26 protein-coding genes are annotated in these 25752 nt (G+C 44.5%); 14 read left to right on the top strand and 12 right to left on the bottom strand.

The annotated features are described in order from the left end of the window. Positions 1-81 precede the first annotated feature (81 nt). Both QTO06_RS02515 and QTO06_RS02510 read right to left on the bottom strand, forming a co-directional pair. A complete protein-coding gene (locus QTO06_RS02515; protein ID WP_199455348.1) occupies positions 82-501 on the bottom strand; it encodes a GNAT family N-acetyltransferase in 420 nt (139 codons plus the stop codon). Between the two features lie 88 nt (positions 502-589). Next, complete coding sequence (locus tag QTO06_RS02510; protein ID WP_020194801.1) at positions 590-1222, bottom strand: LysE family translocator; 633 nt, start codon at positions 1220-1222, stop codon at positions 590-592. A 250-nt stretch (positions 1223-1472) separates the two neighbouring features. Between QTO06_RS02510 and QTO06_RS02505 the strand changes: the two genes are divergently transcribed. The 3 genes from QTO06_RS02505 (at position 1473) to QTO06_RS02495 (ending at position 3423) form a co-directional block, all read left to right on the top strand. Continuing rightward, positions 1473-2300: an AraC family transcriptional regulator gene (locus tag QTO06_RS02505; protein WP_331406774.1), complete on the top strand. Its 828-nt coding sequence runs from the start codon at positions 1473-1475 to the stop codon at positions 2298-2300. A 71-nt stretch (positions 2301-2371) separates the two neighbouring features. Further along, the gene (locus QTO06_RS02500) at positions 2372-3115 is read left to right on the top strand and encodes an AzlC family ABC transporter permease (protein ID WP_331406773.1); all 744 of its coding nucleotides are present in this window, start codon (positions 2372-2374) and stop codon (positions 3113-3115) included. Continuing rightward, on the top strand, positions 3112-3423 hold the full coding sequence (locus QTO06_RS02495; RefSeq protein ID WP_199455346.1) for an AzlD domain-containing protein: 312 nt from the start codon (positions 3112-3114) through the stop codon (positions 3421-3423). The genes QTO06_RS02500 and QTO06_RS02495 overlap by 4 nt, the downstream gene beginning before the upstream one ends. 8 nt (positions 3424-3431) lie before the next feature. Here the strand turns inward: QTO06_RS02495 and QTO06_RS02490 are convergent, their stop codons facing one another. Together QTO06_RS02490 and QTO06_RS02485 are read right to left on the bottom strand one after the other, a co-directional pair. Continuing rightward, complete coding sequence (locus QTO06_RS02490; RefSeq protein ID WP_331406772.1) at positions 3432-4046, bottom strand: fumarylacetoacetate hydrolase family protein; 615 nt, start codon at positions 4044-4046, stop codon at positions 3432-3434. Positions 4047-4252: 206 nt separating this feature from the next. After that, positions 4253-5278: a porin gene (locus tag QTO06_RS02485; RefSeq protein WP_039840311.1), complete on the bottom strand. Its 1026-nt coding sequence runs from the start codon at positions 5276-5278 to the stop codon at positions 4253-4255. A 568-nt stretch (positions 5279-5846) separates the two neighbouring features. Here QTO06_RS02485 and QTO06_RS02480 point away from each other — a divergent pair. From QTO06_RS02480 to QTO06_RS02470, 3 genes are all read left to right on the top strand, one after another. Beyond that, entirely contained in the window at positions 5847-6815 is a 969-nt protein-coding gene (locus QTO06_RS02480) for a porin (protein ID WP_005435562.1), read from the top strand. Between the two features lie 405 nt (positions 6816-7220). Beyond that, on the top strand, positions 7221-8060 hold the full coding sequence (locus QTO06_RS02475; RefSeq protein WP_078609793.1) for a DMT family transporter: 840 nt from the start codon (positions 7221-7223) through the stop codon (positions 8058-8060). 62 nt (positions 8061-8122) lie between these two features. Further along, on the top strand, positions 8123-8737 hold the full coding sequence (locus tag QTO06_RS02470; protein WP_331406771.1) for a glutaredoxin: 615 nt from the start codon (positions 8123-8125) through the stop codon (positions 8735-8737). A gap of 67 nt (positions 8738-8804) precedes the next feature. Here QTO06_RS02470 and QTO06_RS02465 read toward each other — a convergent pair whose 3' ends face one another. The 3 genes from QTO06_RS02465 to QTO06_RS02455 all read right to left on the bottom strand — a co-directional run bounded on the left by QTO06_RS02465 (position 8805) and on the right by QTO06_RS02455 (position 10735). Continuing rightward, the gene (locus QTO06_RS02465; RefSeq protein ID WP_009706169.1) at positions 8805-8939 is read right to left on the bottom strand and encodes a hypothetical protein; all 135 of its coding nucleotides are present in this window, start codon (positions 8937-8939) and stop codon (positions 8805-8807) included. Between the two features lie 134 nt (positions 8940-9073). Further along, positions 9074-9421: a hypothetical protein gene (locus tag QTO06_RS02460; protein ID WP_005435558.1), complete on the bottom strand. Its 348-nt coding sequence runs from the start codon at positions 9419-9421 to the stop codon at positions 9074-9076. 123 nt (positions 9422-9544) lie between these two features. Beyond that, positions 9545-10735: a multidrug effflux MFS transporter gene (locus QTO06_RS02455; protein ID WP_331406770.1), complete on the bottom strand. Its 1191-nt coding sequence runs from the start codon at positions 10733-10735 to the stop codon at positions 9545-9547. Between the two features lie 111 nt (positions 10736-10846). Between QTO06_RS02455 and QTO06_RS02450 the strand changes: the two genes are divergently transcribed. Then, positions 10847-11734, top strand: coding sequence for a LysR family transcriptional regulator (locus QTO06_RS02450; protein WP_041056995.1), 888 nt, complete (start codon positions 10847-10849; stop codon positions 11732-11734). Positions 11735-11991: 257 nt separating this feature from the next. Continuing rightward, entirely contained in the window at positions 11992-13812 is a 1821-nt protein-coding gene (locus QTO06_RS02445; RefSeq protein ID WP_331406769.1) for a putative bifunctional diguanylate cyclase/phosphodiesterase, read from the top strand. A 34-nt stretch (positions 13813-13846) separates the two neighbouring features. Here the strand turns inward: QTO06_RS02445 and QTO06_RS02440 are convergent, their stop codons facing one another. Both QTO06_RS02440 and QTO06_RS02435 read right to left on the bottom strand, forming a co-directional pair. After that, entirely contained in the window at positions 13847-15133 is a 1287-nt protein-coding gene (locus QTO06_RS02440; protein ID WP_038895479.1) for a peptidoglycan DD-metalloendopeptidase family protein, read from the bottom strand. A 123-nt stretch (positions 15134-15256) separates the two neighbouring features. After that, positions 15257-15886, bottom strand: coding sequence for a hypothetical protein (locus tag QTO06_RS02435; RefSeq protein ID WP_331406768.1), 630 nt, complete (start codon positions 15884-15886; stop codon positions 15257-15259). Positions 15887-16035: 149 nt separating this feature from the next. Between QTO06_RS02435 and QTO06_RS02430 the strand changes: the two genes are divergently transcribed. The 4 genes from QTO06_RS02430 (at position 16036) to QTO06_RS02415 (ending at position 21483) form a co-directional block, all read left to right on the top strand. Next, positions 16036-16437: a GFA family protein gene (locus QTO06_RS02430; protein ID WP_331406767.1), complete on the top strand. Its 402-nt coding sequence runs from the start codon at positions 16036-16038 to the stop codon at positions 16435-16437. A gap of 200 nt (positions 16438-16637) precedes the next feature. Then, a complete protein-coding gene (locus QTO06_RS02425) occupies positions 16638-17309 on the top strand; it encodes a YoaK family protein (RefSeq protein WP_005435539.1) in 672 nt (223 codons plus the stop codon). A gap of 470 nt (positions 17310-17779) precedes the next feature. Then, positions 17780-19144 carry a YjiH family protein gene (locus tag QTO06_RS02420; RefSeq protein ID WP_005435537.1) on the top strand — a complete coding sequence of 455 codons (1365 nt, stop codon included), beginning with the start codon at positions 17780-17782 and terminating at the stop codon, positions 19142-19144. 467 nt (positions 19145-19611) lie between these two features. After that, on the top strand, positions 19612-21483 hold the full coding sequence (locus tag QTO06_RS02415; protein WP_331406766.1) for a methyl-accepting chemotaxis protein: 1872 nt from the start codon (positions 19612-19614) through the stop codon (positions 21481-21483). 82 nt (positions 21484-21565) lie between these two features. Here the strand turns inward: QTO06_RS02415 and QTO06_RS02410 are convergent, their stop codons facing one another. The 3 genes from QTO06_RS02410 to QTO06_RS02400 form a co-directional block, all read right to left on the bottom strand. Further along, positions 21566-21868 (bottom strand): hypothetical protein, encoded by a 303-nt coding sequence (locus QTO06_RS02410; protein WP_331406765.1) that lies wholly within the window; start codon positions 21866-21868, stop codon positions 21566-21568. A 235-nt stretch (positions 21869-22103) separates the two neighbouring features. Continuing rightward, a complete protein-coding gene (locus QTO06_RS02405; RefSeq protein ID WP_331406764.1) occupies positions 22104-23261 on the bottom strand; it encodes an amino acid permease in 1158 nt (385 codons plus the stop codon). Between the two features lie 780 nt (positions 23262-24041). Then, positions 24042-24353: a hypothetical protein gene (locus tag QTO06_RS02400; RefSeq protein ID WP_045372548.1), complete on the bottom strand. Its 312-nt coding sequence runs from the start codon at positions 24351-24353 to the stop codon at positions 24042-24044. Positions 24354-24493: 140 nt separating this feature from the next. Between QTO06_RS02400 and QTO06_RS02395 the strand changes: the two genes are divergently transcribed. Continuing rightward, positions 24494-24835: a helix-turn-helix domain-containing protein gene (locus QTO06_RS02395; protein ID WP_331406763.1), complete on the top strand. Its 342-nt coding sequence runs from the start codon at positions 24494-24496 to the stop codon at positions 24833-24835. Positions 24836-24934: 99 nt separating this feature from the next. Beyond that, complete coding sequence (locus QTO06_RS02390; protein ID WP_331406762.1) at positions 24935-25681, top strand: hypothetical protein; 747 nt, start codon at positions 24935-24937, stop codon at positions 25679-25681. The last annotated feature ends 71 nt before the right edge of the window (positions 25682-25752 follow it).

Raw genomic sequence — 25752 nt, 5'->3', positions numbered from 1 at the left:
ATCGATTCTGTGACGATAGCAAATCGCAAATAGTGAAAGAGGCGCATCGTGCGCCTCTTTTTTTGTTCAATTCAAACCAAATCAAGCAATCTGTTTTTGCAGGAAATGTTTATCAATACCTGCTGCTGGGTAACCTGAATACTGCCCTACTTTTTCAAAACCCAATTTCAAGTAAAAATCGAGTGCTTGAAAGCTATAAGTATCAAGATACAAGTGCGTCACCCCATGTGGTTTCACTTGTTCTTCCAGTAGAGAAATCAGTTTGCTTCCCAATCCCGAAGTGCGTGCCTCTGCATCTACCCAAAGATATTCAACGAACACGGTGTTATTGAACATCTCTCCCGTAAGTCCACCAATCACTTTGCCCTCGTCATTACGGGCAAAACAACCAATGGCGTTTACATCACCATCCGGTAAATGCATGCGGTTATATGCTCGGATGCCATCACGGATAAAGTCGAGATCGTTTTGTTCTGGATTGAGTTTAAATTCAAGTTTCATACTGCCACTCCTTGGAAATCAGTGTGATACTAAAACAAAAAGCCAGCGAGTGCTGGCTTTTGTTCAAAAATCTGATTGTTCCTACACTTTACATTGCGAAGCTACTGAGCATCCATACCGCAAGGATCACGAACACCAAGCCCATCAGTTTGCCTTGGTACATGCGGAATTTATCGTTTTCCAGCAACCCTTTGCCTAATGTCCCCGCCAATGCAACTAACAAAATATTGAATAGCAAGCCTAATACGTTTAGCAGCAAACCAAGCGCGAGCATTTGCTCACCCGACGATGCGGTAATGTTGCTAGAGACGAACTGAGGTAAAAACATCACGAAGAACACCAAGGCTTTCGGGTTCAGCAGGTTACTCATCAAAGCGCGTTGATAGTAAGTCGATGCCATTTTGTTTTTCTGGTCCAGCTCTGGTGCAGCAGAAACGTCCGCTCGTAGACAGTCCCAGCCCATTTTTAGTAAGTACGCGCCCCCCAGTAGATGAAGTACTTTTAATGCGATTGGACTCATTGCAATTAAGGTCGACACGCCCATTGCGGCCAATAAGGTTAAGATCACACCGGACGTCGCGTTGCCCAAGCTCGCAAACAGACCAACTTTCTTACCATAGCTCATGCTAGAACTGGCAATCAACAACATGTCAGGTCCAGGTAACAAAAGAAGTGCAACAACAGCAGTGAGATAAACAGGGAGTACAGATAAATCGATCATGATGGAACTGGCTTTCAAAAACAGGCGGCGGATCTTATACCAATGAATAGATAACAACCAGACCAAATATCTTTCTACGAAGCAATATTCAGAAAATAGAAAAGGTTTAATGTTCAATTTAAAAACAATTAACCTTTTTGGTGTTTATTTTTAATACCGATAGCAATTTTGTACAAAAATAAGCAGGATGGATCCGGTAGACTCCAAATGATGTAGTGCCACGATTAATACTTGAGCAGTTCGGAACGAGATGAAAGAAAAGAATAAGGAAATCGCGACTTTTAAGATTGCTCAAGAGCTCGGTGGCTTGGAGCTGCTCGACGCAAAGTACGAAAAGCAAAACTTCTCTCGTCATAGCCATGAAGGCTACACCATCGGTGTGATTGAAAAAGGTGCACAAAAGTTCTTTCGTACTGGCGGCAACCACATTGCCCCACAAGATAGCATCATTCTTGTCAACGCCGACGAGGTGCATAATGGTCATTCAGCATCAGAAGGTGGCTGGGAATACAAAGCCATGTATCCAGTACCTGAGCAGTTTCAAACGCTTGGGGAAGAACTTGGCGCACCCAATGTCGCACAGCCCTACTTCCCCCAACCCGTGGTTTACGATCCAGAGCTCGCAAACCAACTGCGGTTGGTGTTCGATACTCTAGAGAAGTCCGATAACCGCTTATTAAGAGAGACACTTGTCTACGGTACGTTGGTCAAACTTGCCAGCAAGCACAGTACACATCGAGCTCCTCTTCAAGATGCAACCAAAGCGCAAAAGCAAGTACATCAGGTCAAAGAGTTTCTTGAAGACTTTCCTCAAGCCGATGTCTCTTTAGAAGAACTGGCGAAATTAGCGGGATTAAGCCCTTTTCATTTGTTGCGTGAGTTTCAAAAGCAGTTTGGTTTCCCACCGCACGCATTTCAGATTCAACAGAGGCTCAGAGTGGCGAAAAAACTGCTCAAACTAGGACAAAAGATTTCCGACGTTGCTCAAGAGTGTGGCTTTCACGATCAAAGCCATTTGCATCGTCACTTTAAAAAGGCCATGGGCGTAACGCCTGGGCAGTACATCAAGCATTTTTAGCAATTTTGTACAAGGCAGCGTGCAGAGGTCAGCCTACCTTAACAGCATGTTTTTCTATTTAAGTTGAAGTTATGGATACTACTTTGCCAACTCATCAAGACTCAAAATCCTCGCTCTTTTTACAAGGCACCATCGCAATGATGCCATTAAGCATCGCCGTACTGCCTTGGGGATTACTTGCGGGCTCATTTGCCATCGATACTGGCTTACACCCGCTGGAGGGTCAGGCACTTTCCGCCATTCTGTTTGCAGGCTCCGCACAGCTCGTGGCTATGGGGATGATTAAAGCAGGCGCTGGCTTGACGACTATGTTGCTGACTACCTTTTTTATTACCTCTCGCCATTTTCTTTATAGCGTTTCAATGCGCAGTAAAATTTCGTCATTGCCATTAAAGTGGCGTCTTTCACTTGGCTTCTTACTCACTGATGAGCTATTTGCCATCGTCGGGCACCAATCCGATAAACAATTTGATCGGTGGTATGCCCTAGGCGCTGGATTAAGCTTCTACTTATTTTGGAACTTCGCAACGCTTGCTGGCATCGTCGCCGGCAGTTTGATACCTGAATTGAATGAGCTCGGATTGGAATTTGCCGTTGCTGCCACCTTTATCGCGATTGTGGTGCCAACGATAAAAAGCATTCCCGTGTTATGCAGTGTGTTGGTGGCATTAGTTAGCTCAGTGGCGCTGAACTACTACCAAGTGGAAGGGAGCTTGATGTTCGCGAGCATTCTCGCCATGTTAACGGGCTATTTTGTGGAACAATTTACGACGAAAGCACCAAACCTTGAGAGTACACCGGAGGAGCGCCAATGATCTTTTTGTCTATCTTAGCCATGACAGCCTTGGTGTTCACCAGCCGTTATCTGTTCTTAGAACCGAAATTACCGCTTAGGTTGGGGGTAAGAACTCAGAAAGTATTGAGCTACGCAAGCCCTGCAGTACTCACCGCAATTTGGGCTCCAATTGTGTTTATGCCAGAAGGTGAAGTTAGCGTGACATGGCAAAATCCATTTCTATTGGCTGCTCTATTAGCCGCTGCGATTGCGTACCTCACCAAGAATGTCTTGCTCACCACCATAGTGAGTATGGTCGCGTTCTTATTGCTTCGAATTTGGTTGTAAGCTCACGGCTAAGCAGCTACCCACTCAATCTCTAACAAGGTGATGTCTCCACACTTCAAACGCCCAAGGAAGACATCGCCTTGATGCACTTCGCCTACACCTTTAGGTGTCCCAGTCATCACGACATCGCCATCTTCTAGCGTTGTATAGCTCTTTAGCTCATCTAGAATATTCACTGGTGGGTAAAGCATCTGTTTAACGTGCCCTTTCTGAACATGAACACAGTTAATCAGAAGCTCTAAGTTAAGGTCATCTATATTGACACCTTGGAGAGAGCGGAAACGGCTGAACACTGCAGAACCATCAAACGCTTTGGCGCGCTCCCAAGGTAATCCTTGCTCTTTGAGGGTAGATTGTAAGCCACGTTTGGTCAGATCCAGGCCGAGTCCAACCGCGCTGTATTGACCATTTTTGATCAGAAAGCAGATTTCTGCTTCGTAATGCAAAGGCTCTTGATGGAATGCGATGAGTTTGGTTGAAACGGAAGTCGCCGGTTTATTAAACACGACCATTTGCTCTGGCATGGCATTATTGAGCTCTTGAATATGCTCAACGTAGTTACGCCCAACACACAGAACTTTACCAACTTTGACTTTCTTCTCTTCAACCTGAATGACGCTCATTGCTCTTCCCTGCAAAACAAAACGCACATGATAATCTAACTGATTGACTTGCCCACACTAGTTCCCACTCTTGAATGTTAAAAACAAGACATTCAGCCCGTTTTTCTCTTGCACTCTTCAAGGCGAAACGCTCTCGTTGATCAGACACTAGATATGAAAAAAGCCAGCACGAAGCTGGCTTTTATAGTAACTAGGACAGGTTACTATTATAGGTAGTAACGAGCACCAAGTGCCCATTTGTCGTCTGTTTTACGATCGTTAGCATCGTTTAGGTCGAACTGGTAACCAGCGTAACCAACAAACTTAGAAGTGAAGTTGTATTCAGCTTGAACAGCCATCTCTTCACGTGCTGTTTCAGTCTTAGCACCGCTGCGTACCTTACCTTCAACCATCTCGTAGTTGATGCTTAGGTTTAGGCTGCTTGGAAGAGCGTAAGCTAGAAGTGCTTCGTACGCATCACTTTCTGCTAGACGTTGTGATGGAGTTTTTCCATCAAAGTTCATGTTCTCGTTTGAACCGTATACTGCAGCAATGTATAGGCCTTGACCGTATGAACCGTATGCCGCAGATACTAGGTGAGATTCAGCTGACTCTGAACGTACACCTGTGTTGATATCGCCACCGTTGTACGTGTAACCGATTTTCGCGCCCATGATTGCGTAAGAAAGTGCAACTTGCATACGGTCATCGTATTCAGCGCCGTCTTCTTTAGCACCTTGCCAACCTAGACCGAAGTTGATTGAACCAGCTTCACCTAGCTCGATTGCGTTGCGGTAAGAAAGCATCTTGTCCGCACGACCAGTACCTAGGTTACCGTGGTCATCGTAGATAAAGTCGTTCGCAAACGCGATTGGCATATCAGCAACACCAGCTACGTCGTAGTAAGGTGCCCATTGAGTACCACCAACTGCACGGCCGTATACGTCGTGAGTTAGACCTAGGTAGCCAAGACGAGTTGTGAAAGAGTTGTCGCCACCGTCTAGGTAGTTAAGAGCCCACTCACCACGAGCGTCAGCTGTGAAGCCGTTGCCTAGGTCTTGAGTTGCTGTGAAGTTGATACGTGGAGAGTTAGTACCTACATCTGTGTCGCCTTGCTCAGAACCGTTTAGGTTAACTGAAACGTGACCACCGATAGAGAAAGTAGTGCCGTCGTTGTTGTAAAGCTCCACTGCTACTGCTTGTGTACCAAATGTTGCTGCTGCGATCGCTGCTGCTAGGAATTTTTTGTTCATTATAAAATCCGTGTATTTATGCATTAGTTTATAAGTCAGTCTTATACAAAAGTGGATTGGGGCATCTCTTCCACCAATGTCGCGTCACTTTTGCTTAACAACTGCTAATCAATGTATTTCAGAAGTTCCCAAGAGCAGAGTGAAAAGATGTAATAAAAAAGAAAAATGGCAAACGTTTAGCTCGAATCAATACACAAATTTGGAAAACAACACCTAAAAACAGAAACATTTTGTTACATCTATGAAGAAACACCAAGCATAAGTTATTGTTAAACGGTCAGATAGTCGAATATTTAAGAAACCCAATGTTACATTTCGGGTAAAGAAATATGATTAGGAACTTTTTTAAAAACACACTGTCAATTAGGTAAGACAGAAACATCAAAAAAGATAAAAAGCCCTTTCCTCTTATTTTCATGAATAGGAGCGCATTCATGCATTTGAAATAAAAATGCAATGGAATCATAACTTAACAGAAATCTATCTTTCATTTTCGCGGTTTACCTTAAGCGTCATCGACACAAATCGAGCAAGTAAGCTCATCGATTACAACTAGGGTAATAAGAAAATGAAAAAGGCAGCACTAACTACTGCAGTTCTAACAGCATTGGTATCATCACCATCTTTCGCAGCAACAGTTTACAAAGACGACGGCACTGAATTAAAAGTTGGTGGTCGTGTTGAATTTCGTGGTGACTTCATCGGTTCAGACGGTGCTGAAATCGATGGCTCTATGGAAGATGCATCACGTGCACGTCTAAACCTAAAAGGTAAGACAGACATCGGTAACGGTCTTTCAGCTTTTGGTGTTTACGAAGCAGAACAAAAAACAGGTAAAAGCGAGTTTAAAAACCGTTACATGTACGCTGGTGTGAGTGCTGATGCAGGTGATTTTTCGGTAGGTCGCCAAGACATGGCTGCTGTTATCATCTCTGATATGACGGATATCACTGAGTTCTCAGGTGTTCAACAAGTTATTGATTCATCCTCTGATAAGCAAGACAGCGTATTCGCTTACCGTGGCGAATTTGATGCTCTGCAAGTTCAAGCAACTTACCAAGCTAACTCTGGTGACAGCCAAGACAAATACGGCATCTCTGGCCTTTACTCTCTACCAATGGGTCTAGACCTAGGTCTTGCTTACTCTGGTGGCGATGTAGATAAAGATAACTCAGAAGACCAAATTCTTGGTGGTATCGCTTACTCTCTAGAAAACCTTTACCTTGCAGGTACATACTCACAAGGTGCACTAGATGATTCTGAAGACTTCACCGCTTACGAAATTGCAGCAAGCTACAAACTAGCAAGCAAGTTCACTGTTGTTGGTCTTTACACATACCAAGAAAACGATCCAAACGGTGGCGCAAAATACGATGCTCTTGATGGTTTTGAGCTAGTTGGTTACTACAAGCTTAACAGCAACTTCCGTACTTACCTTTCTTACTACATGAACCAACTCGACGAAGAGAAGGATGCAGAAGGTAAAGTGATTCAAGGCGAAGACACGCTACGTCTAGGCGTACGTTACGACTTCTAATAAAAACTTGTCCTAATAGCGAGTCTTTTGGCCGGCACTATTGTGTCGGCTTTTTTGATCGCATTAACTGACGAAGAACTTGCCCTCTTTTAATGCACCAGATCCCGAAGTTAGTGCATTTCCTCTAGTTTATCTCAAGCAATACCGATCTAGCCCTTTAAAATCAATAAATTAAAAGTTGGCACACTAGCTGCAATACTTAGATCGAGCAAATGCATGGCAGCGTTTGTGCTTCTCGTTCTTTGTACCTACTTCGGTAGGCACGTCCTTTGAATTGGTAATGTCGCCTCCCTCTGGGAGGCATTTTTTTATTGGCTACCTACAGATTAGGACGTATGATTCTGATAATTCTTTAAAACCGGAAATATCCAATTGAATCATCATCCTGTCCAAGGGGCATCTTGGATGCTTACCGCAGGTTTGGCATTCGCCATCGTCAATAGTTTTGCTCAAATTGCGAGCATTCACTTTGGTGTGTCATCCACCACATTTGCACTGTTTCAATACGCAATAGCTTTCTTTGCTATCTTGCCGTATCTACGAACATTAGGAATTCGTCAGTCTCTACGTACTAACCACTTTGGGTGGCACGCTTTGCGCATCTTCTTGGCGGTTATCGGTATCCAGCTCTGGTTGTGGGCGCTCGCTTACCCAGTGCCAATTTGGCAAGGTATCGCGTTGCTAATGACCTCCCCTCTTTTTGCTACCGTTGGCTCAGGCCTGATTCTTAAAGAGAAAGTGGGAGTCGCTCGTTGGATTGCGACACTAACAGGTTTTATTGGCGCGATGATCATCCTTGAGCCATGGTCAGACTCCTTTACATGGGCAACCTTGCTTCCTGTTGGCGCAGCGTTTTTCTGGGCTTCTTATTCTTTAATGGTGAAGAAACTATCAGTGAACGATCCACCTTCCACTATGGTGGTTTATCTGCTTCTACTGATCACACCATTTAATATCTTGCTCGCCGTTCCGACTTTCGCAATGCCAGAAGGTTGGAGTATCTGGGGAATTTTGGTTGCTGCAGGTGTACTGACTGCTCTTGCACAGTGGGCGGTTGTTAAAGCTTATGCCGTAGCGGACGCCTCTTTTGTACAACCCTTTGACCATGCAAAGTTACCACTTAACGTGTTCGCTGGCTGGTTAGTGTTTAACTGGGTTCCACCGGGTCGACTCTGGCTTGGTGCCGCAATCATTATCGGCTCGATTGCTTTCATTACTCATTGGGAAGCAAAAAAAAGAAAGTAATTTGAAAGAAATATTTGGGTTTTGGGTTCTATATTTTCAGGAAAGGAAATGAGGAGCATCTTATGACACAGCCAATCAAAATTACATTGTATCGTTGGGCAGGCAGCTGGGGACCGTTTAAAGTAAACATCCCATGTGGCGAATGCACACTAACAAAAGACATTCTTGCAGATACGTTTGAGAACGAATTAGCAGACGTACCTGTCGAGCTTGAAGTGAAAGATTGGTTGTCTCACTGGTGGGAACCGTTGAAGCTTGGTGCTTGGCACGCCCCTATCCTAGTTGTTGAAGGCAAAGTCGTCAGCCAAGGGGAAGCGCTAAACAGAGGTGTGCTTGTTCAGTCTGTTATTGCTGAATGGACCAAACGAGACCAACTTCAAGGCAACATCGTTTATGGTAAAGCGACCTGCCCTTACTGTGTAAAAGCCAAAAAACTGCTTGATGAAGCGGGTGTGGAATACAAATACCATGACGTTGTAAAAGACAGTGCAGCACTTTATCGCATGATCCCAGAAGTAAAAGCGATCATCGGAGAGAAAACTCCAGTCACTGTCCCACAAATTTGGTTAGATGGTCAGTACATCGGAGGCGCCGATAACTTGGCAAAGTGGTTAGCGGAAAAGGGATTGGATAGTGTGCCAGATAACGTGGTTGAGATCCCAAGCCAAACAGCTTAAAGCTCCGAATTCAAAAACCGATACCTAGAATGCAAAAAGCCCCGACATGATGTCGGGGCTTTTCTTATTAATTCGCTAGCTTTTTCATAACGCGAGCAAACATAGAAGGCTTTTTCTTCTTCGCTTTACCGTAAAGCGCTTTGTGCATCGCATCTTTGGCAATCATTTGGCCAAAGTAAACACCACCAAGTTCGTAACCCATGACCTTCTCCTAAGAAGTAATTGACTGGTTTATGTTGTAATTTTACACCATAAAAACCACAAAACAAGACTTAGGTCACAATTATTTTGTAATTTACTTACAGAATTTTTTATCCTAACGAATCAGAACGGTAATTAACGCTTAGGCTGTTGGTACGTTTTACCTGCTGCTTTGTACGTGTCTTTTGGTTTGATTTCAAAGAAAGTCTCAAAGAACCAAGCTGCGAATTTGATCAGGTGATCACCTTCATTCATTACATGTTCAACGAATTCTTTCTCTTCACCCGATTCATCGGCTTGAACCGTGATGTGGTAGATACGTTTTTCGCCTTCTACTTCAGCAAGACCAAATTGACCAGTCAGTGATTCAGCCGCTTGCGCCACTTCCTCTTCCTCACACGCTTTTAATAGCTCTAGCGCTTGAGGTAGGTTTTCTTTTTGACAGATTTCTTTTAGCAGTGCTTCAAATTCGTTTTGTTGCATGATTTCACCTAACGATTAACGGGTGTTGTCGAACGCTCACTTCCATAAGCCAAGTGTAGGTAACGACACAATAATTGGTTGCGCATTTTAGAGAGGAGCTTAAGTGCTTGCAACCAGATTTAACTATGAACGTTCCGGTTGAACCAAGCCGCTTGAAGGCGTACGAAACTGCCCGAGCAGCAAAACAACGCAAGAAATAACAGCGACTAAAACGTAGAACACTCCTAATTGATGTTGAGTTGTTACCCAACTTTCAACGAGGTAACCACCAAACAAACCCGCCAAACACATCTGGATAGATCCTGACAAAGCAGACACAGCGCCCGCTTGCTGCTTGTGTGGAGACAATAAGAGGCTAATTGACACAGGAAAAGACATCCCTTGTGCAAAGCTCAAGCAAGTGAACGCCACTAATAACGACACAACGTTAAACGGCAAACAAAGTAACATAACGCCAGAAGCCGCGACGATGACAAAGCTCATCAGTAAAATCTGTTGTTCTTTATAGCGTGAGTTGATGAAGTTAAGCACCAAACTGCCCATCAATAAGCCAGCCGAAGGCACGATCATTAGTGTTCCGTAATCAGCAGCGGTTAATCCAAGCTCTTGTTGCATCAAAAATGGATAAAGAGACAAGGTAACCAAAGCAGATAAGTAGCTAAGCCAGTTGTAACTTGCGCTGCCAATCACTTGTTTATTGGTTAGTAATTCAAGGTAGTTCAGCATTACACGTTTTGGTTCAAAGCGTCGCTTGGGATACGGCAGTGTTTCATGCAGCACAGCAAAGCCCAATGTAAAAATCGCTAACAGATAAACAAGCACGAAAACAAAAACTGCATGCCAACTGATGTGATAGGCAATCCAACCACCAAACAAAGGAGCGACTATCGGCATCACGGACGCCGTGACTGATATGTAAGAAAGCGCTTTGGTTAACTGCGGTCCATCATAACTATCACGCAAGACGGATCGTCCAAGCACGGAGGCACTACCCGCCCCAAGTCCCTGCAACAAACGTCCGGCTTCAAGGGCAACAATATGATCAGCAAACACAATACAAATGACCGTACCAATCAAGTAGACGCTCTGCCCCAAGAGAAACACCGGTCTTCGCCCAATGGCATCCGATAAAGGCCCATAAAACAGCTGCGAAACACCGAAACCAACAAGGAAAAGAGTCACTAGGTTTTGAACGGTATGCTGTTGCAAAGCGAGGTCATGACTGATCAGAGGCAAAGAGGGAAGATAAATGCTGACGCCTACTTGACCAGTCGCGATGGTCATCATCGCCAATAATAATGGTGTTTTACGCAATATACCCTCCTTACAACATGACAGTTTCACGACAGACAGTGTATATTTGTTACTCAAAGATGATAATCAACCAAAATGGAAAGGGATTATTTCCCCTGAGGATGGAATTGAATGGATTGGATACAGAGTGTTAATAGCTACATTCGCGTTGTTGAAGAAGGCAGTTTCAATGCAGCAGCACGTAAACTCAATACCACCAGTTCCGCCATCAGCAAACGCATCCAGTGGTTGGAAGATAAGATCGGCGTCCAATTACTAAAACGAACGACGCGCTCCATTAGCCAAACCGAGGCAGGCGCTTTGTTTTACGAGCGCGCTAAAGTGCAACTCGACTCTTGGCAGTCCGTACTCGACGAAACCCGTTCCGTTAACCAATCTCCTGCAGGGCTCCTCAAAATTGGCGCTACGCTTGCCGTCGGCTCTAAGTTCTTAGTGCATTATCTTGATGACTTTCTGGAAAAATACCCAGACATAAAACTGCAATTGATCACAACCCTACCTGGTCAAATACCTGAACTCAGTTTAGATTTGTTCATCAGCCGCGAGTTAGAGCAGTTGAATTCGCTTAGCTTTAAAGCCAGTCCTCTGTTCGAACACAAGGCTCAGTTTTATGCTGCGCCAAGTTACCTAGACAAACATGGCACACCACAAAGTGTTGAAGAACTGTCACAACATAACGTTTTGATTTGGGGTGAAAAACCCGTAAGAGAAATAAAGACCAATCGTGGGAAACGCATTAGCCTTTCAGGGAATTTCGCTACCACTAATCCAGAAGCTCTGTTTCACGGCGCAAAACGTGGCATGGGTATCTTGCTATCAAACAACGTGATGATAAAAGAGGACCTGAGATCCGGAGCCTTAGTGCCGATTCTTCCAGACATCACAGCTGATGAAGCCACCGTCTATGCGTATTACCCTAAGCTCGATTACCAGCATACTCGAACCCAGCTCTTCTTGGACTATTTAAAGAGTCGTTTAGAAGAAGAAAAGCGCGCTTGAGCTCATGACTCTCTGGTGATTTCAGTACTAGAGAGTTAATACCCTTCCCTCTATGAACTACCACTTTGATGAGAGGTTACTCCTATCCTCTCTAACCCTATGGTTGAAATTTCCTAATAATGCTCTTGTTGAGTTTGAAAAATCACGTGAAGTAAACAATAGTTAACGTGATGCATATCGATTAAATGAGAAAAGATCGTGTAACAAAACCAACATAAACACGATATGGCAAAACACAACGTCGGGTGAAATGTTCAATGGATCATGAACAAAACAGTATCCAATTGCTTGATGAAATTCTGAAACTCAATGGCAGCGCATTACTCGACAGAGTAACACTTGAGCTTCATCAGCAATTTCAAAGCTACTGTACTTGCGTAGTTGAGATAGCCCACCTACAACATTGTGCGGTAACGCTTTCTAACTCTAGCGGTGGAACCATTGCGGACAGTATTTGCTATGGTTTAGCGGGCACACCTTGTGAGCAAGTCGCACAAGACATTGGTGAACTCATCTTCTATCAAGATGAAGTTTACAAGCTCTTTCCTGAAGACCAAATGTTTCAAGACCTCGGCATTCAAGCTTATATTGGACTCCCTTTAAAAACACATACAGGAGAAGTGCTGGGGATCTTAGTCTCAACATTTACCCACTCCATCAGTGAAACTGAAGCCGAAGAGATTATCTTCCATCACCGTTTCTACGCCAACGTGATCATCCACAGCTTGAGAGAGAAATGGATCAGCGAACGCTCTGACAAACTGCTTAACCAACTGAGTTATGAAGTCTCGCATGACAACCTCACTGGCTTACTCAATCGCAGTTGCTTGGCAGACACACTAGAAACACTCACACAACAAGCAACGCGCCCTTTTAGCCTCGCCTATTTAGATATCGATAATTTCAAATCGATCAACGACATTAACGGTAACTACATTGGCGACCAAATTATCAAGTTCACCGCAAATGCGATTCAGCAGAGCTTAACGTCACCAAATAACGCGTTCCGTGTTGCAGGAGACGAGTTTGCCTTCATCACTTATGACGAAGACCCTGTCGCGGTTTGTCAGGAAATTCTAGATAAAATTGAAGCGGGTTATTCAGATAAATCCAACCGTATTTCCTTTACGGTCAGCATTGGTATTGCTCGTGCTCCTGTCCATATGCTCAACAGTGACGACCTAATTCTCAATGCAAGCCTGGCGCTCAAAGATTGTAAAAAGCACCGGGATACGCGCATACAGCACTACGACACCCATTTAAGTGCGCTCTATCATCGCCAAACACAATTGATTGAAGCACTACGCGAACAGCTGCGTTTGAGTATCGATGAAAACGAAGAGTTGTACGTCGTCGTTCAACCGATTGTGGACATCACCAGTGATCGCTGGGATTACTTTGAAATCCTAGCGCGATGGAACAGCAGCGTTTACGGCAGTGTCTCTCCCGTAGAGTTTATTGAAGCAGCCGAACAATCCGGGTTGATCATAGAGCTGGGCGAGCGAATTGTTGAACTGGCCTGCCGCGCGAAACAAGATCTTGAACGACAGCTTGGCTACAAGGTGAAGCTTTCTATCAACTGTTCGGCACACGAACTGGTTGATTCAAACCGTTACATGAACTTTTTGACGCGTATTTTAGAGAAATACGATCACCAAGCGACTGACTTTGTTATTGAGCTCACCGAAACGGTTTTATTATCGCAAAGTGGTCGCGAACAGATGGTTCTGAACTCACTTCGTTATCTCGGCTTTAAAGTTGCACTCGATGATTTCGGTACGGGTTATTCTAGTCTGAACTACATCCATAACTACCCTATCGACAGCATTAAAATTGATGCCACCTTTGTGAGAAATATGTTGGCGAACACTACGTCAGAACAAGTGGTGCTGCTCATTGCCCAATTAGCACAATTGTTAGAAGTGGATTTGATCGCGGAAGGGGTTGAAGACGACAGAGCCTTACAGAAACTGATAGAGATGGGGTGCCATCATATCCAAGGTTATTTCTATTCGAGGCCACACAACGTCAATGAACTGATAAGTATCATCAACGAAAAACAAGTGAAAAGCGCATAAAAAAGACCAAACAATGTTTGGTCTTTTTTGTATTTTATAAAACTGCTTTTTCTTTGTCTTTCAGCAGTTTGTCCATCTCGTCTCGATTAGCGACAAAGCTTGCCATTTCCTTCTTAGGCACTGAGCTCGCCATAGGAATGTTGGCACGCATTGCGTTCACCGGACGACCGTATTCGATCAACTCATAGTGAAGGTGCGGACCTGTCACACGCCCTGTTTTACCAGATAGGCCAATACGTTGACCACGAGAAACCTTTTGGCCTTTCTTCACGAGGATCTTGCTAAGGTGCAAGTAACGCGTTTTGTACTTGCTACCGTGCTCAATCACCACGTAGTTGCCCGCATATGGGTGTTTACGCGTCATGATAACAGTACCGTCACCGGTCGCCTCTACTGGTGTACCAATAGGCACAGCCCAGTCCGTACCGTTGTGCGGTGCAACACGGCCAGTTACAGGATGAAGACGTGTCGGATTAAAGCCAGAGCTGATACGCCAGCTACGGCTGACAGGATAACGTTGGAAGGCACGCTGTAGGCTCTCGCCTTTCGCGTTATAGAATTGACCATCGGTATGAAGATAAGCGGTAACTTCACGACCACGGTTATAAATTTTGATTGCTTCTATTTCGTTCTTGCCAGTGGGTACGCCATCAATGCTTTGAGATCGGCGAACCACTTCGAATCGGTCACCAGCACGTAAATCTTTACCGAAGTTCACTTGCTCTTTTAGCAGGTTAACTACTTGGCTGATTTCAGCTGAGCTCAAGCCTAAGCGATTTGCAGATGACGAGAAACTGCCTCGAATCACACCAACCAATGGCTCTTGTTTCCACACACCTGGGATTGAGATGTCTGAGAAATCGTAGCTGCCATCGTCATTACGGTGGTAAACCACTTTATCGGCAATGGAAAACTGAAGCTCCATCTTTTGTAGCTCACCTGTCGATTCATCACGCCAAAAACGCAATGTGTTGCCAGGTTTCAGGGTATCAAGAGCAAGGAAGTTCAAATCCGTTTCCATCACTTTCATCAACGAGCTGTAGCCGAAGCCCAGTTGGCTGAAAATGGTACTCAGGTTATCACCTGCCTGGATTTGGTATTCAAAATTGGGTGGAGTGACAACTTCTGCTGTTGTCGCATCAAGAATATTTTCGACAACCTGCGATTCTGGCAGGTTCAATGCGATGGTTTTGGTAAGGGAAGACTCTTTGAGAGAGTTGGAAACACCAATCGCAACTAATACTGGCAAGGAGTACAACAGTAGCGCTTTACGACTTGTCAGATTCGGCAACCGTCTTGTTGTAATTTCATTTGTAGACACGGGAATTACTATCTCCTTTATAACAAGGCTCATAGCTTATGCATTCCCGCATAAGAAATCACTATGAAATTACGAGATCTAGCGCAGAAAACACTTATTTTTTACAGAAGACAAAAAAATTCATTACTGTTGCATATGTAGGTTATTACCTACACGTTTAAGCGTCGCTGAATTCAATTGATTTGGTTGTTCTGCCATCGCTTGATCTTCGCCATGTTGAAGATAAGAAAGCGAAATTTGCGTATCACTCTCCCACTTCAAAGAAGACATCTGAATTCGGTCACCAATGAAAACACTGTTCAATAGCACTACTCGGCTTGGCACAGCATCAAATTTGAACAAACCGATGTAATAAAACGCCCCAGAGCCTTGTGTCGTCACAATCATCGGCGCGACAATCCAAGGGGTTTCATTGATGTCGCGTTGAGCAATAAACTCGGTAGGAACCAGCACTTCACCTCTGGTGCCGCCAGCGTCGTATTGACCTTTTAGGAAGCCGTTCTCTTTATCCCAATCTTCTAGAAACGTTACCGCACCTTGCTCAGGAACTTGAACCGTCCACGGATTTCGTGACTGAATCCCCAGAACTTCGGCCACGATAGGATTGGATTGTGCCTGCGCTTGAGGAAACTTCGCCATAATCTCTTCATCGGACAGACTAAATCGGTAAATGCCCGCAATGATCACCACGGCTAACAGTACGATTGGGATCAGTAGAATGAGAGGGATTGGTAGGATTCTCTTACGAGCCATGAAGACTTCCTTGTGTTCTTGTTCTCTTAATTATGTTCGGAGTATATACCAATTCCCCCGTGAAGACCTCAACGCCTACTCGTTCGATTTGACTCAAGTGTTTCAAAATTAAACTAAACTGTTTGGTGGGCAACCAATAGGTAATAACGATGACAACAATCACCCACACATGCGAGTGTGCCTGTGGCTTAGTCCAACTGCGTTGCACGGCAGAGCCCATTCGCACTTCTATCTGTCACTGCTTCGAATGCCAAAAGCGAACTGGCAGCGTATTCGGCGTTCAAGCTCGATTCAACAAAGACCAAGTCATCCTTGATGGTGAGGTCACCAGTTACATTCGGATTGCCGATTCAGGCAATCAAGTTCAATACGAGTTTTGCCCTGCGTGCGGTACGACCATGCGCTTACTCTTGTCGGACGCACCAGATTACGCTGTGATTCCGATGGGCTTGTTTAACAATAAAGAATTTGCAGAACCAACGGTCTCTATTTACGAACAACGAAAACACGGCTGGGTAAGCTTTGATTGCACCATGGAACACATTGGTTAAGCACAAAACAGCCCCAATCAGAACAATGACACAGTACTCGTCTATTTACTTTCGATACGCTTATTAACTCTCGATACGGACAGAACATTCAACAAAAGTTGAGACTTTATTGAGAATGATCAACCGCGTAATAGCAGAAGTACTTTCGTTCCGCGCCACGAGCGCTATAATCTGCTCCTAACATTTGGTGAGGTTTTATTGTGATTTCCAGACTTCCTCGTTGGGTGGAATATGGCGCGTTTTTGCTTGCTCTTCTCGCAGGCTGCGTCAATGCCGTGGGTCTTCTCGGCTTTCAACATCAAGCGATAACGCATCTTTCCGGAACAGTAACTCAGCTAGGGAACAGCTTACTAACAGGTGTGGACTCAACCATCCACCTGCTCTTTATTGTATTCAGTTTTTTAATTGGCTCTGCGTTTAGCGGATTCTTTATTGAAAGTAGCGCCCTCAAACTTGGCCGCCGTTACGGTGTTGCACTTTGTATTGAAGGCAGCTTGCTACTGTTGAGCTTAGGCTTTTTGGTACAAGGCAATGTATATGGTCAGTACCTCGCCTCTGCTGCATGTGGTTTGCAGAACGCGATGATCACGACCTTCAGTGGCGCTGTGGTACGAACGACGCATATGACCGGCATCATTACCGACCTAGGTATTATGATTGGAGAGAGCTTACGTGGCCGTCAATTTGATCGACGTAAAGCCAAGCTGTTCATCTTTATCTTTTTAGGTTTCTTGTTAGGTGGTACTGCTGGTGCGGCTTTGTTTAACGTTTATGAACTGTATGCGTTGGCCTTCCCTGCGCTTCTGGCATTTGTTATCGCCATCGCATATTGGTGCTACTTGTACCTACTCAATCGTAATCAAACAGCCTAAATGTAATATGACGGTTTAAGCATTCGACTTAAGCCGTCACTCTTATACTCTCCCTGCTACCCCTTCTCCTTTAAACGAATCCCTTCGATAGCTCTAATTCAGCTATTTGTTCTTTAATCCCTTAAAAATTGTGCCACTACTGGGAGAAAACACCGCTTTCGCCTTGAGATCCGAATCACATTTGCTAGGCTTTTTATTGCTTTGGTCACACTGTGCCGTTTAACAAGCTGCTCAGAGGGGCTTGCGTGCTACAATTTTCTAACACGAGCAACAAATTCATATACAAGATTCTAGTTTTGATTCAATTGACCGAAAAAACGGCTGAATAACTAGATGTATTTAATGAATAGTATTGCAAAGGATACAGTTTGCGGGTAATCTCCGTACACTGTGATTAAATACGGATGTTTAGTGAATATTTATGTCATGGAATATGGCGAGTATTGACTAGTAGTAACACGAGACAAAAAATGCATAACAACACCAATGCTGCTGAAGCGCCTAAGGGCAACTTTTGGATGTTCTTCATCCCATCCCTAATCGGTCTTCTACTTTTCATGGCTCCAATCTCTTACGATGGCGGCCTGACAATCCCTGTTGCGGTAATGGCAAAAGTCATTCCTGCGGTTCTTGGCGATACCTTAATTGCGATCGTGACCGCTATTGTTGCTTTCATGGCTATAGCTTCTGTTCTGTGCAAAATTTTCAAGCCAGCAGCAATCCTACGTAATGGTTTCTTGAACGGCCTATTTAATCCTTCTCCACTTTGGCTAATGGTTCGCCTAATCGGTGGCGCAGCTGTGCTGATGACTTTTTTCCAAGTGGGTCCAAAAGCGATTTGGGAAGAAAACACTGGTGGTCTTGTGCTTACTGGTCTTCTACCAACGCTGTTTGCGGTATTTATTTTTGCAGGCCTATTACTGCCTCTACTACTTAACTTCGGTCTACTAGAACTGTTCGGTGCACTTCTAAGTAAAGTAATGCGCCCTGTATTCAACCTTCCTGGCCGTAGTGCTATCGACTGTATGGCTTCTTGGTTGGGCGATGGTAGTGTCGGTATTCTGTTAACCAGTAAGCAGTATGAAAACAACTTCTACACCCAGCGTGAAGCAGCGGTTGTAGGTACGACGTTCTCTGCAGTATCTATTACGTTCAGCTTGGTGGTACTTGCTCAGGTTCAATTGGAGCACCTATTCCTGCCTTTCTACGGCGCAATCTGTTTGGCAGGTGTTATCGCAGCGATCATCATTCCTCGCCTTCCACCATTGAGCTTAAAGAAAGACCGCTACATGGACGGCAGCGAGCCGAAGAAAGACGCAGACGCAGTACCTGCAGGTCACACAACTTTCTCTTGGGGTATGGATCTCGCACTGAAACGTGCTGGTCAAGTAACTTCAGTACGCTCAGTATTTAAAGAAGGCGTACACAACGCAATCGACATGGTCTTTGGCGTACTGCCAGTGGTTATGGGTCTTGGTACTGTTGCGCTGATCATTGCTGAATACACATCGGTATTCGAAATCCTAGGTCAGCCATTTATCCCTTACCTAGAATTGCTACAAATCCCTGAAGCAGCGGCAGCATCTCAAACTATCGTAGTCGGCTTTGCGGACATGTTCATCCCAGCGATCCTAGCGGCATCAATCGACAACGAGATGACTCGCTTCGTGATTGCAGCTATGTCAGTTACTCAGCTTATCTACATGTCAGAAGTGGGCGCACTGCTTCTAGGTAGTAAGATTCCAGTAAACATCGTAGAACTGTTCGTTATCTTCATTCTACGTACGCTGATTACGCTACCAGTTATTGCCGGTATAGCTCATTTGATTTTCTAAAATCATGCATCTTACAAAGGCTCCGCTCTGTCGGGGCCTTTTTTGTATTTGTAACATCAGTTTGTTTTCTTAGCTCAGACTTACCATATTCTTTGGTTCTTCCCTCACTTTCTTTACGTCTCATTTTTGATACATAACTTATAAATATCATTTCAAATTCATCTATTTAAATTAGTTAGACACCCAAGATAAGACTTGTTTCTATAAGGCTCAGTGATACCACTCTTATGTTTTTAACAGTTTGATGGCGAGGTTCAACAAATAAGATCAATCTCACAACTTTATAAAACAACTCGCCTTTTGTTCGCATTTTGATAACCAAAGTCGAAATTAACCTTCAGGTTTCTGATTAATCTGTCGATAACAAAAATAACAAACACAATAGTGTGTTCACTTCTGCCGAATGTACCCAACAAATAAGAGGTACAAGCAGAGTAAACCAGCCGGGAGACTCGAGAGGGAAAAGTATGAAATTCAGACATAAGGTTGTCACCGCCTCTTCTATTTTATTGCTTGTGACTGTGGCGTTGCTGTCGACACAACAAGTTATGACCATCCGTTCACAGATCGAAGAAAACATTGATACCAGCGTGAGTGAGATCCTATCCAGTGTGGGGAACACGGTAGAATCGGAAATGAACGCTAAGAAAGAACTCGCTCAATCCATGACTGAGATTATTGAAATTAACCCAAGCGACCACGATTACGTGAAAGATGTGCTAGAGAAACCAATGCCAAAATCAAGCTTCTTGGCCATAGGTTATGCTTACGACAGCAACGGATTCGTGATTGAAAACGACGACGGTTGGGAAGCCGGCCCTGATTACGATCCTCGTGTTCGCCCTTGGTTTGTATCAGCAAAAGCAGAAAACAAGCTTGTTGTCACCGATCCTTACGTGGATGTTTCTTCTAAGAAAGTGATCATCTCTATCGGTACTCCAGTGCGCGAAGCTGGCCAGTTTCTCGCAGCCATGTTTTACGATATGGAGCTAACCACCCTTTCTGACTTGGTTAACCAAGTAAACCTATTTGATGCGGGTTACCTTTTCCTTGTAACGGCAGATGGCACGACGATCGCGCACCCAGAAGCCAAATACAACGGCGAGAAACTATCAAGTTACCTACCACAAGTAGAGCTAGCACCAGGAGCTCAACACATAGAGATGAACGGCGACAAATTCATGGTCAGCCTAACCCACATTCCAAGTGAAAACTGGTATGTAGGTGCAGTTGTTGATGAGAGCATCGCTTACTCAGCGATCGACACACTGCGCAATAGCGCAATCATCTACTCATTGATTGCCGTTATTGCCTCTATTATCGCGCTGACTATCCTTATCCGTACCTTGATGCGCCCTCTTGATGAGCTAAACACCGCAATCCAAGCTGTAGCATCAGGCAAAGGCGATTTGACGCAGCGCTTGGATACCAATACCGATCAAGAATTCTCTGAACTAGCAAAAGGTTTCAACACCTTTATGGAGAACTTGCAGCACCAAATAATCGAATCGAAGAGCATTTCTGATCAGATCCTAAGTGGTACGCAAATTACCGCTGAAGGCGCTCGTGATTCTGCTTCTGCAATTCAAACTCAGCTGCAAGAGCTTGAACAGTTGGCGACAGCAATGCACGAGATGTCAGTGACTGCGACAGAAGTTGCTAACAACGCACAAGGCGCGGCAAGTGCAGCGAAAGAAGCAGATGATGCAACGGTGCAAGGTTCTTCTATCGTGAATGAATCTACAGAGACGATTAACCTGCTTTCAGACAGCATCGATCAAGCAGTTGAGGAAGTACAAGGTCTTGAATCAGCGACGGCAAACATCGAAACGATTCTAAAAGTAATCAACGACATCGCAGACCAAACCAACCTACTGGCACTGAACGCAGCAATCGAAGCAGCACGTGCAGGTGAATCTGGTCGCGGCTTTGCAGTCGTAGCGGACGAAGTTCGTACTCTGGCGCAGCGAACTCAAGAATCCACGACCGAAATCCGCAGTATGATCGAACAGCTTCAATCTGGAGCCTCTTCTGTGGCTAGCGCTATGCACCAAAGTAAAGGCAGCGCAGTAGAAGCGGTAGAGAAAGCAGAACACGCTAATGACGCCCTGCAACGTATTCGCGATGCAATCCAACGTATTTCTGACATGAATTTGCAGATTGCATCAGCAGCTGAAGAACAAAGCTTGGTAGCGGAAGAAATCAACAACAACACGGTTAACATTAAAGATCTGTCGACCCAAGTTGCTGATTCAGCAAACCGCACCAACGATGCAATGCAAGCCCAACATGGAGATGTTCGTAAACAAGACGAGATTCTAAACCGCTTTACGGTCTAACTTCTCCTCTTTAACCCAGAACAAACTTCATCAAACAACAAGCAAAACAGCGAGCCAAAGTGCTCGCTGTTTTTTTGTTTGCTTACAAGACCACATGTATATAGCGATCTTTCGAGCGCTTGTAATAAAAGTCATCCACTTTTAGGTAGGTAAAATTGCCAATCTGAATATAGGTGCTGCGTGGTGGAATGTGTTTGTAATGGTAGTAGTGATGCTTCGGTCGCTTGTGCTTCACCACCACAACCTTTTTGTGTTTATGCTTATGTTTGTGCTTGTGATGATGTCCGTGTTTGTGGTGATGTTTAGGGTGTGCGATCACTTCAGCACTGAACATCCCCAAAGAAAGCATCATTCCAACGACTGTGAAAGAAAATCGCTTAGACACTCGGTTCCCCTTTACTTTATAACTTGTTAGTCATCATAAAGAGAGAGCTCGCAAACCATGTCAGCCTGTAGCGAGACAGTTTCATCTCAAGGTCAAATATCATCACGATTTATCAGGCAACGGTCAGGCCATACACACCGCTGATGCAGCACTAACAATTCCGTACAAAAAAGCCGCTTGCCCAGTTATAGACAAGCAGCTTTCTAGATTCAATTTGTGTGTTCGTAAAGTCGATTTATACCGCTTGAGCGAACAGCAAGAAACAACCGAATAGGAAGATCATGCTCATACCCATCGCACCGCCACCAGCTTCGTACACACTGTTGTCTTCTACAGGAACACGACGTACTTTCATGGTCATCGATAGTGGAACAAACACCGCTAGGAATACAAGGATGATGCCTGCGTAGCTAAGGATCGCTAAGAAGTGCTCTGGAGCAAATACCGCGCCAAGCAACGGCAGAATGAACGTCGTCACGAATACCACTGGCTTACTTGCTTTTAGAAGGTCTGCATTTTGGTCGTAAAGCGCCATTGCCACACCCAAGAAAGACGTCAGCAGTGCCAAACCAGTAAACATAGACAGAATGAACTCAAGACCTGTGTACTGCTGACCAAGAACAGAGATCAACTCAGACACGTTTGAGAACTGGATAAGTTCGTGTGGTGGCAAGTTACCCACTACTGCAAACAACCACAGTAGGTAACACACAAGAGGGAGCGTCGAGCCAACAATGATCATGTTGCGCAGTTGGGTCTTGCTCGCTTCTTTGTTGTAAGTCACCAAAGAAGGAATCACGACCATGAAGCCAAAGCTTGTGAACAGAACTGAGCTTTGTTTGATCAATGCCATTTTGTCTGCGTTCACGACTTCACTTAGACCTTCAAACGATACGCTTGGCGCAAGAGAGAATAGCGTAAGAACAAGCGCGACAATCATACCGATGAATAAGCCACGGTTTAGCTTATCAACCACACCGGTACCCGCCGATACGATTAGACCAACCAAAACAGTAAAGCCAACTTGGCTAGAAATAGTAGAAAGTGGTAGGCCCATTGACGCCGTCACTTTTTGTACCAAGTCACCAGCACCGATGATGTACGCCATCAAAAGACAAACAAGCAGTGCGTACAAAAGACCGTTAGTAACAAACTGACCGCCTTTACCAAGGGTTTCACGAGCAATCGCGTTCATGCTAACGCCACCACCGGCTTTACAGCTTGCTTCCAATAGAAGAAGCGCAGCGTAAGTGGTACCCGCCCAGATGAACAGCATAAGAAGAGTGCCCCAAAGGAGGCCGAATTGAGCAAGCACCATTGGTATAGCAAGCATACCAGCGCCAAGAGCAGTACCTGCAACGATCAGGGAGCTGCCGACAAGTTTTAGGTTCACGGTTAATACCTCTAAATTTAATCCGTTTTGTTTTGACTTATCGTGCTTTTGGTTCGAAGCACGATCTACGGAAACGCCCTACTTTGCAGCCAATGAATTCGATGCTAAACAGCAATTCAGGATGCAAGAAGCCTAGACTCAAGACGGATCTATCCTGTCTGAGTACATTGGGGATGTAGGGAATCATTTCCGGGCAGAGTTCGATTAACGGAATGTCTCACTTTGGGTTCGAAGCAAAATCAGCGCATCCATTTTCGTCAATCCCATTCTCTGCTGAATGGATTTGGTTCGTAAGGATTGTAAGGCATAAATAGGACGATTGAAAAGCAAAAGCTCCATCTTATAGCCATATATTTTAACAACTATCAGTTGATGCAAAAGATATGTTGTAAAACCGCCGATTATTTAGCCTTTTGTTGTTATAGAGCTTAAGAAGTGAGCTTTGGCACTCAATTTTTGAGGTGTACATGAAAATGTACACTTTGTTGAGAGGTGTTAGAAACCCGGAGCATAGCCTAGATTCATCAATATCGTTATTATTCGCTCCGTACCGACACGTTTCGGTTCACATACCTCTAAACACTGATTTACGGTTCGAAAACTTAGGTAAATGAGTGTTCCGAATGCTGGGTGTGGTTCCCCAGCATTTGAATCCTTCCTTTCATTGATTTCTAGCACTTTGATTTAGCGCAATTGGTATTGCGGGATTTCGTTTGTCTGTAATTTAGTTCAACGTTTTTTTCAATAAGGTTTGCTTCAATCAACCCATATTTCAAAGCATCATAGCTCTTTGTCTAGTGCGTCGATGATGTAAGTTAATGCCGCTATGCCCATGTCTGAAACTAAACGCTCCATCGAACTTAGGTTCTCATAGGTTTGATCCAACTCTGCTTGATCAATATAACCTCGATGTAAAAACAGCTCTTTGTACTTCATTAATCGTTTCTGTGATTCACGAGTTAACCAAGTGACGTCCAACCGAATATCACGACTGCGATTACGAATTTCAGCAAGCAGTTGTTCTAAAACGCGTTGCATTTTGCGAATATCTACCTCGCCAGAAATTGATTTATAAATCTGATATTTTTCCATTTTCTGAAACTAACTGAAATTACGTAAATTTTTTGTGGAACGTCATTCTTATCGCTATATCAATTTGGGTAAATACGAGGTGGCTAAACTGGTCCGGTTATTGCGTGGTTAAGGACAAAACTGTCCTCTAAGGAGTGCCAATGCAAGTAGACCCATTAATTGAAGTCCTTATTAAGCGACGCAAGATGAAAGGCGTCTCACGTGAGCAAATGGCTAAAGTCGCAGGGATGAGCGAAAAGACTTATCAAAGAATTGAGAGAGGCGAGTCAGATTTAAAACTTTCGCAATATCGTTCCATATTACGTGCTCTCAACCTGACCGATTTAGATATTGCCCTTGATGCCAGAGGCGTCGGGAATGTCTCCGCAAATGATGTTGCTTCAGCAGCAAGACTGCTATCACCAGAGGCGCAATCCATGCTGACAAAACTCATATTCTTGGTGCTAGAGCAGAAAACCAACGAAGGTAAAAGCCTCAAATAAACATAAAATCGTGACCTAGACTCCCATCTCAAACAACGTTATGGTGAGCTAAACTTACTGATTACCGCTTCGAGACTCCAAACGGCGGAGGAAAGCATTATGAGAAGCATCTGGGTCATAACAACCGCTATTCTCTGGCTGTGTGCGCCTACAGTCGTGTCTGCGCAAGAGCAAATGAAGCCAGCCGTAAAACCGATCACCCAGCCGGGAGACAAACACGATTTACATTCCGTCAATCGCACTTATAGGCCAATCAAGCCGCCCCACTATAATCGGCCACCTTATTACCGTCCGCCCTACTACAGACTACCCTATTACCACCGACCTCCATATGTCGTTAGGCCACCGCGTTATCATTCGTCGTTTATCTATGTGAGACCGGGTTATTGGTACCCACCCTATCGTGGACGATATTACTATTATCATAGCGATCTCGTTGGCATAGCGACCTTCGCCGTTTTCGCTGGCGTCACCTATGCCATCGTTCATGATTCCTATTACCGTCGTGATGGTGTCCGCTATGTGTATGTTCGTTATCCACCAAGCGGTAACTACACCATTTTACGTGATGACCGTGTAGGGACTGCTTCGGCGGTAAATGATGCTTCAGATTCGAAACAAACTATCGCGCCATCAATAAGATCAAACACCGCAAGAGTGCATCAAAAACCACCAGCGCCGAAACCAGAGCCAAGCCCTTACAAACTCGGTGAAATCGTAGACTCCTTGCCTCACACTAAAGAAACTGTGGTCGTCAACGGACAGAGCTATTTCAAATACAAGAATACTTGGTTTGCACCACTTAGGGCCGAACGCAAGTTTGTTGTGGTGGAGTCACCACTGTAGTCCGGTAGTGGGTTATCCTGAACGAACAAAACCCGCAGATTGCGGGTTTATGTTTCTTAGTCGATATTCAT

The sequence above is a fragment of the Vibrio sp. M260121 genome, assembly GCF_036533715.1.
Taxonomy (GTDB): domain Bacteria; phylum Pseudomonadota; class Gammaproteobacteria; order Enterobacterales; family Vibrionaceae; genus Vibrio.
Note: the sequence above shows the minus strand (reverse complement) of the source record. Positions and strands in the feature narration are given on the sequence as shown.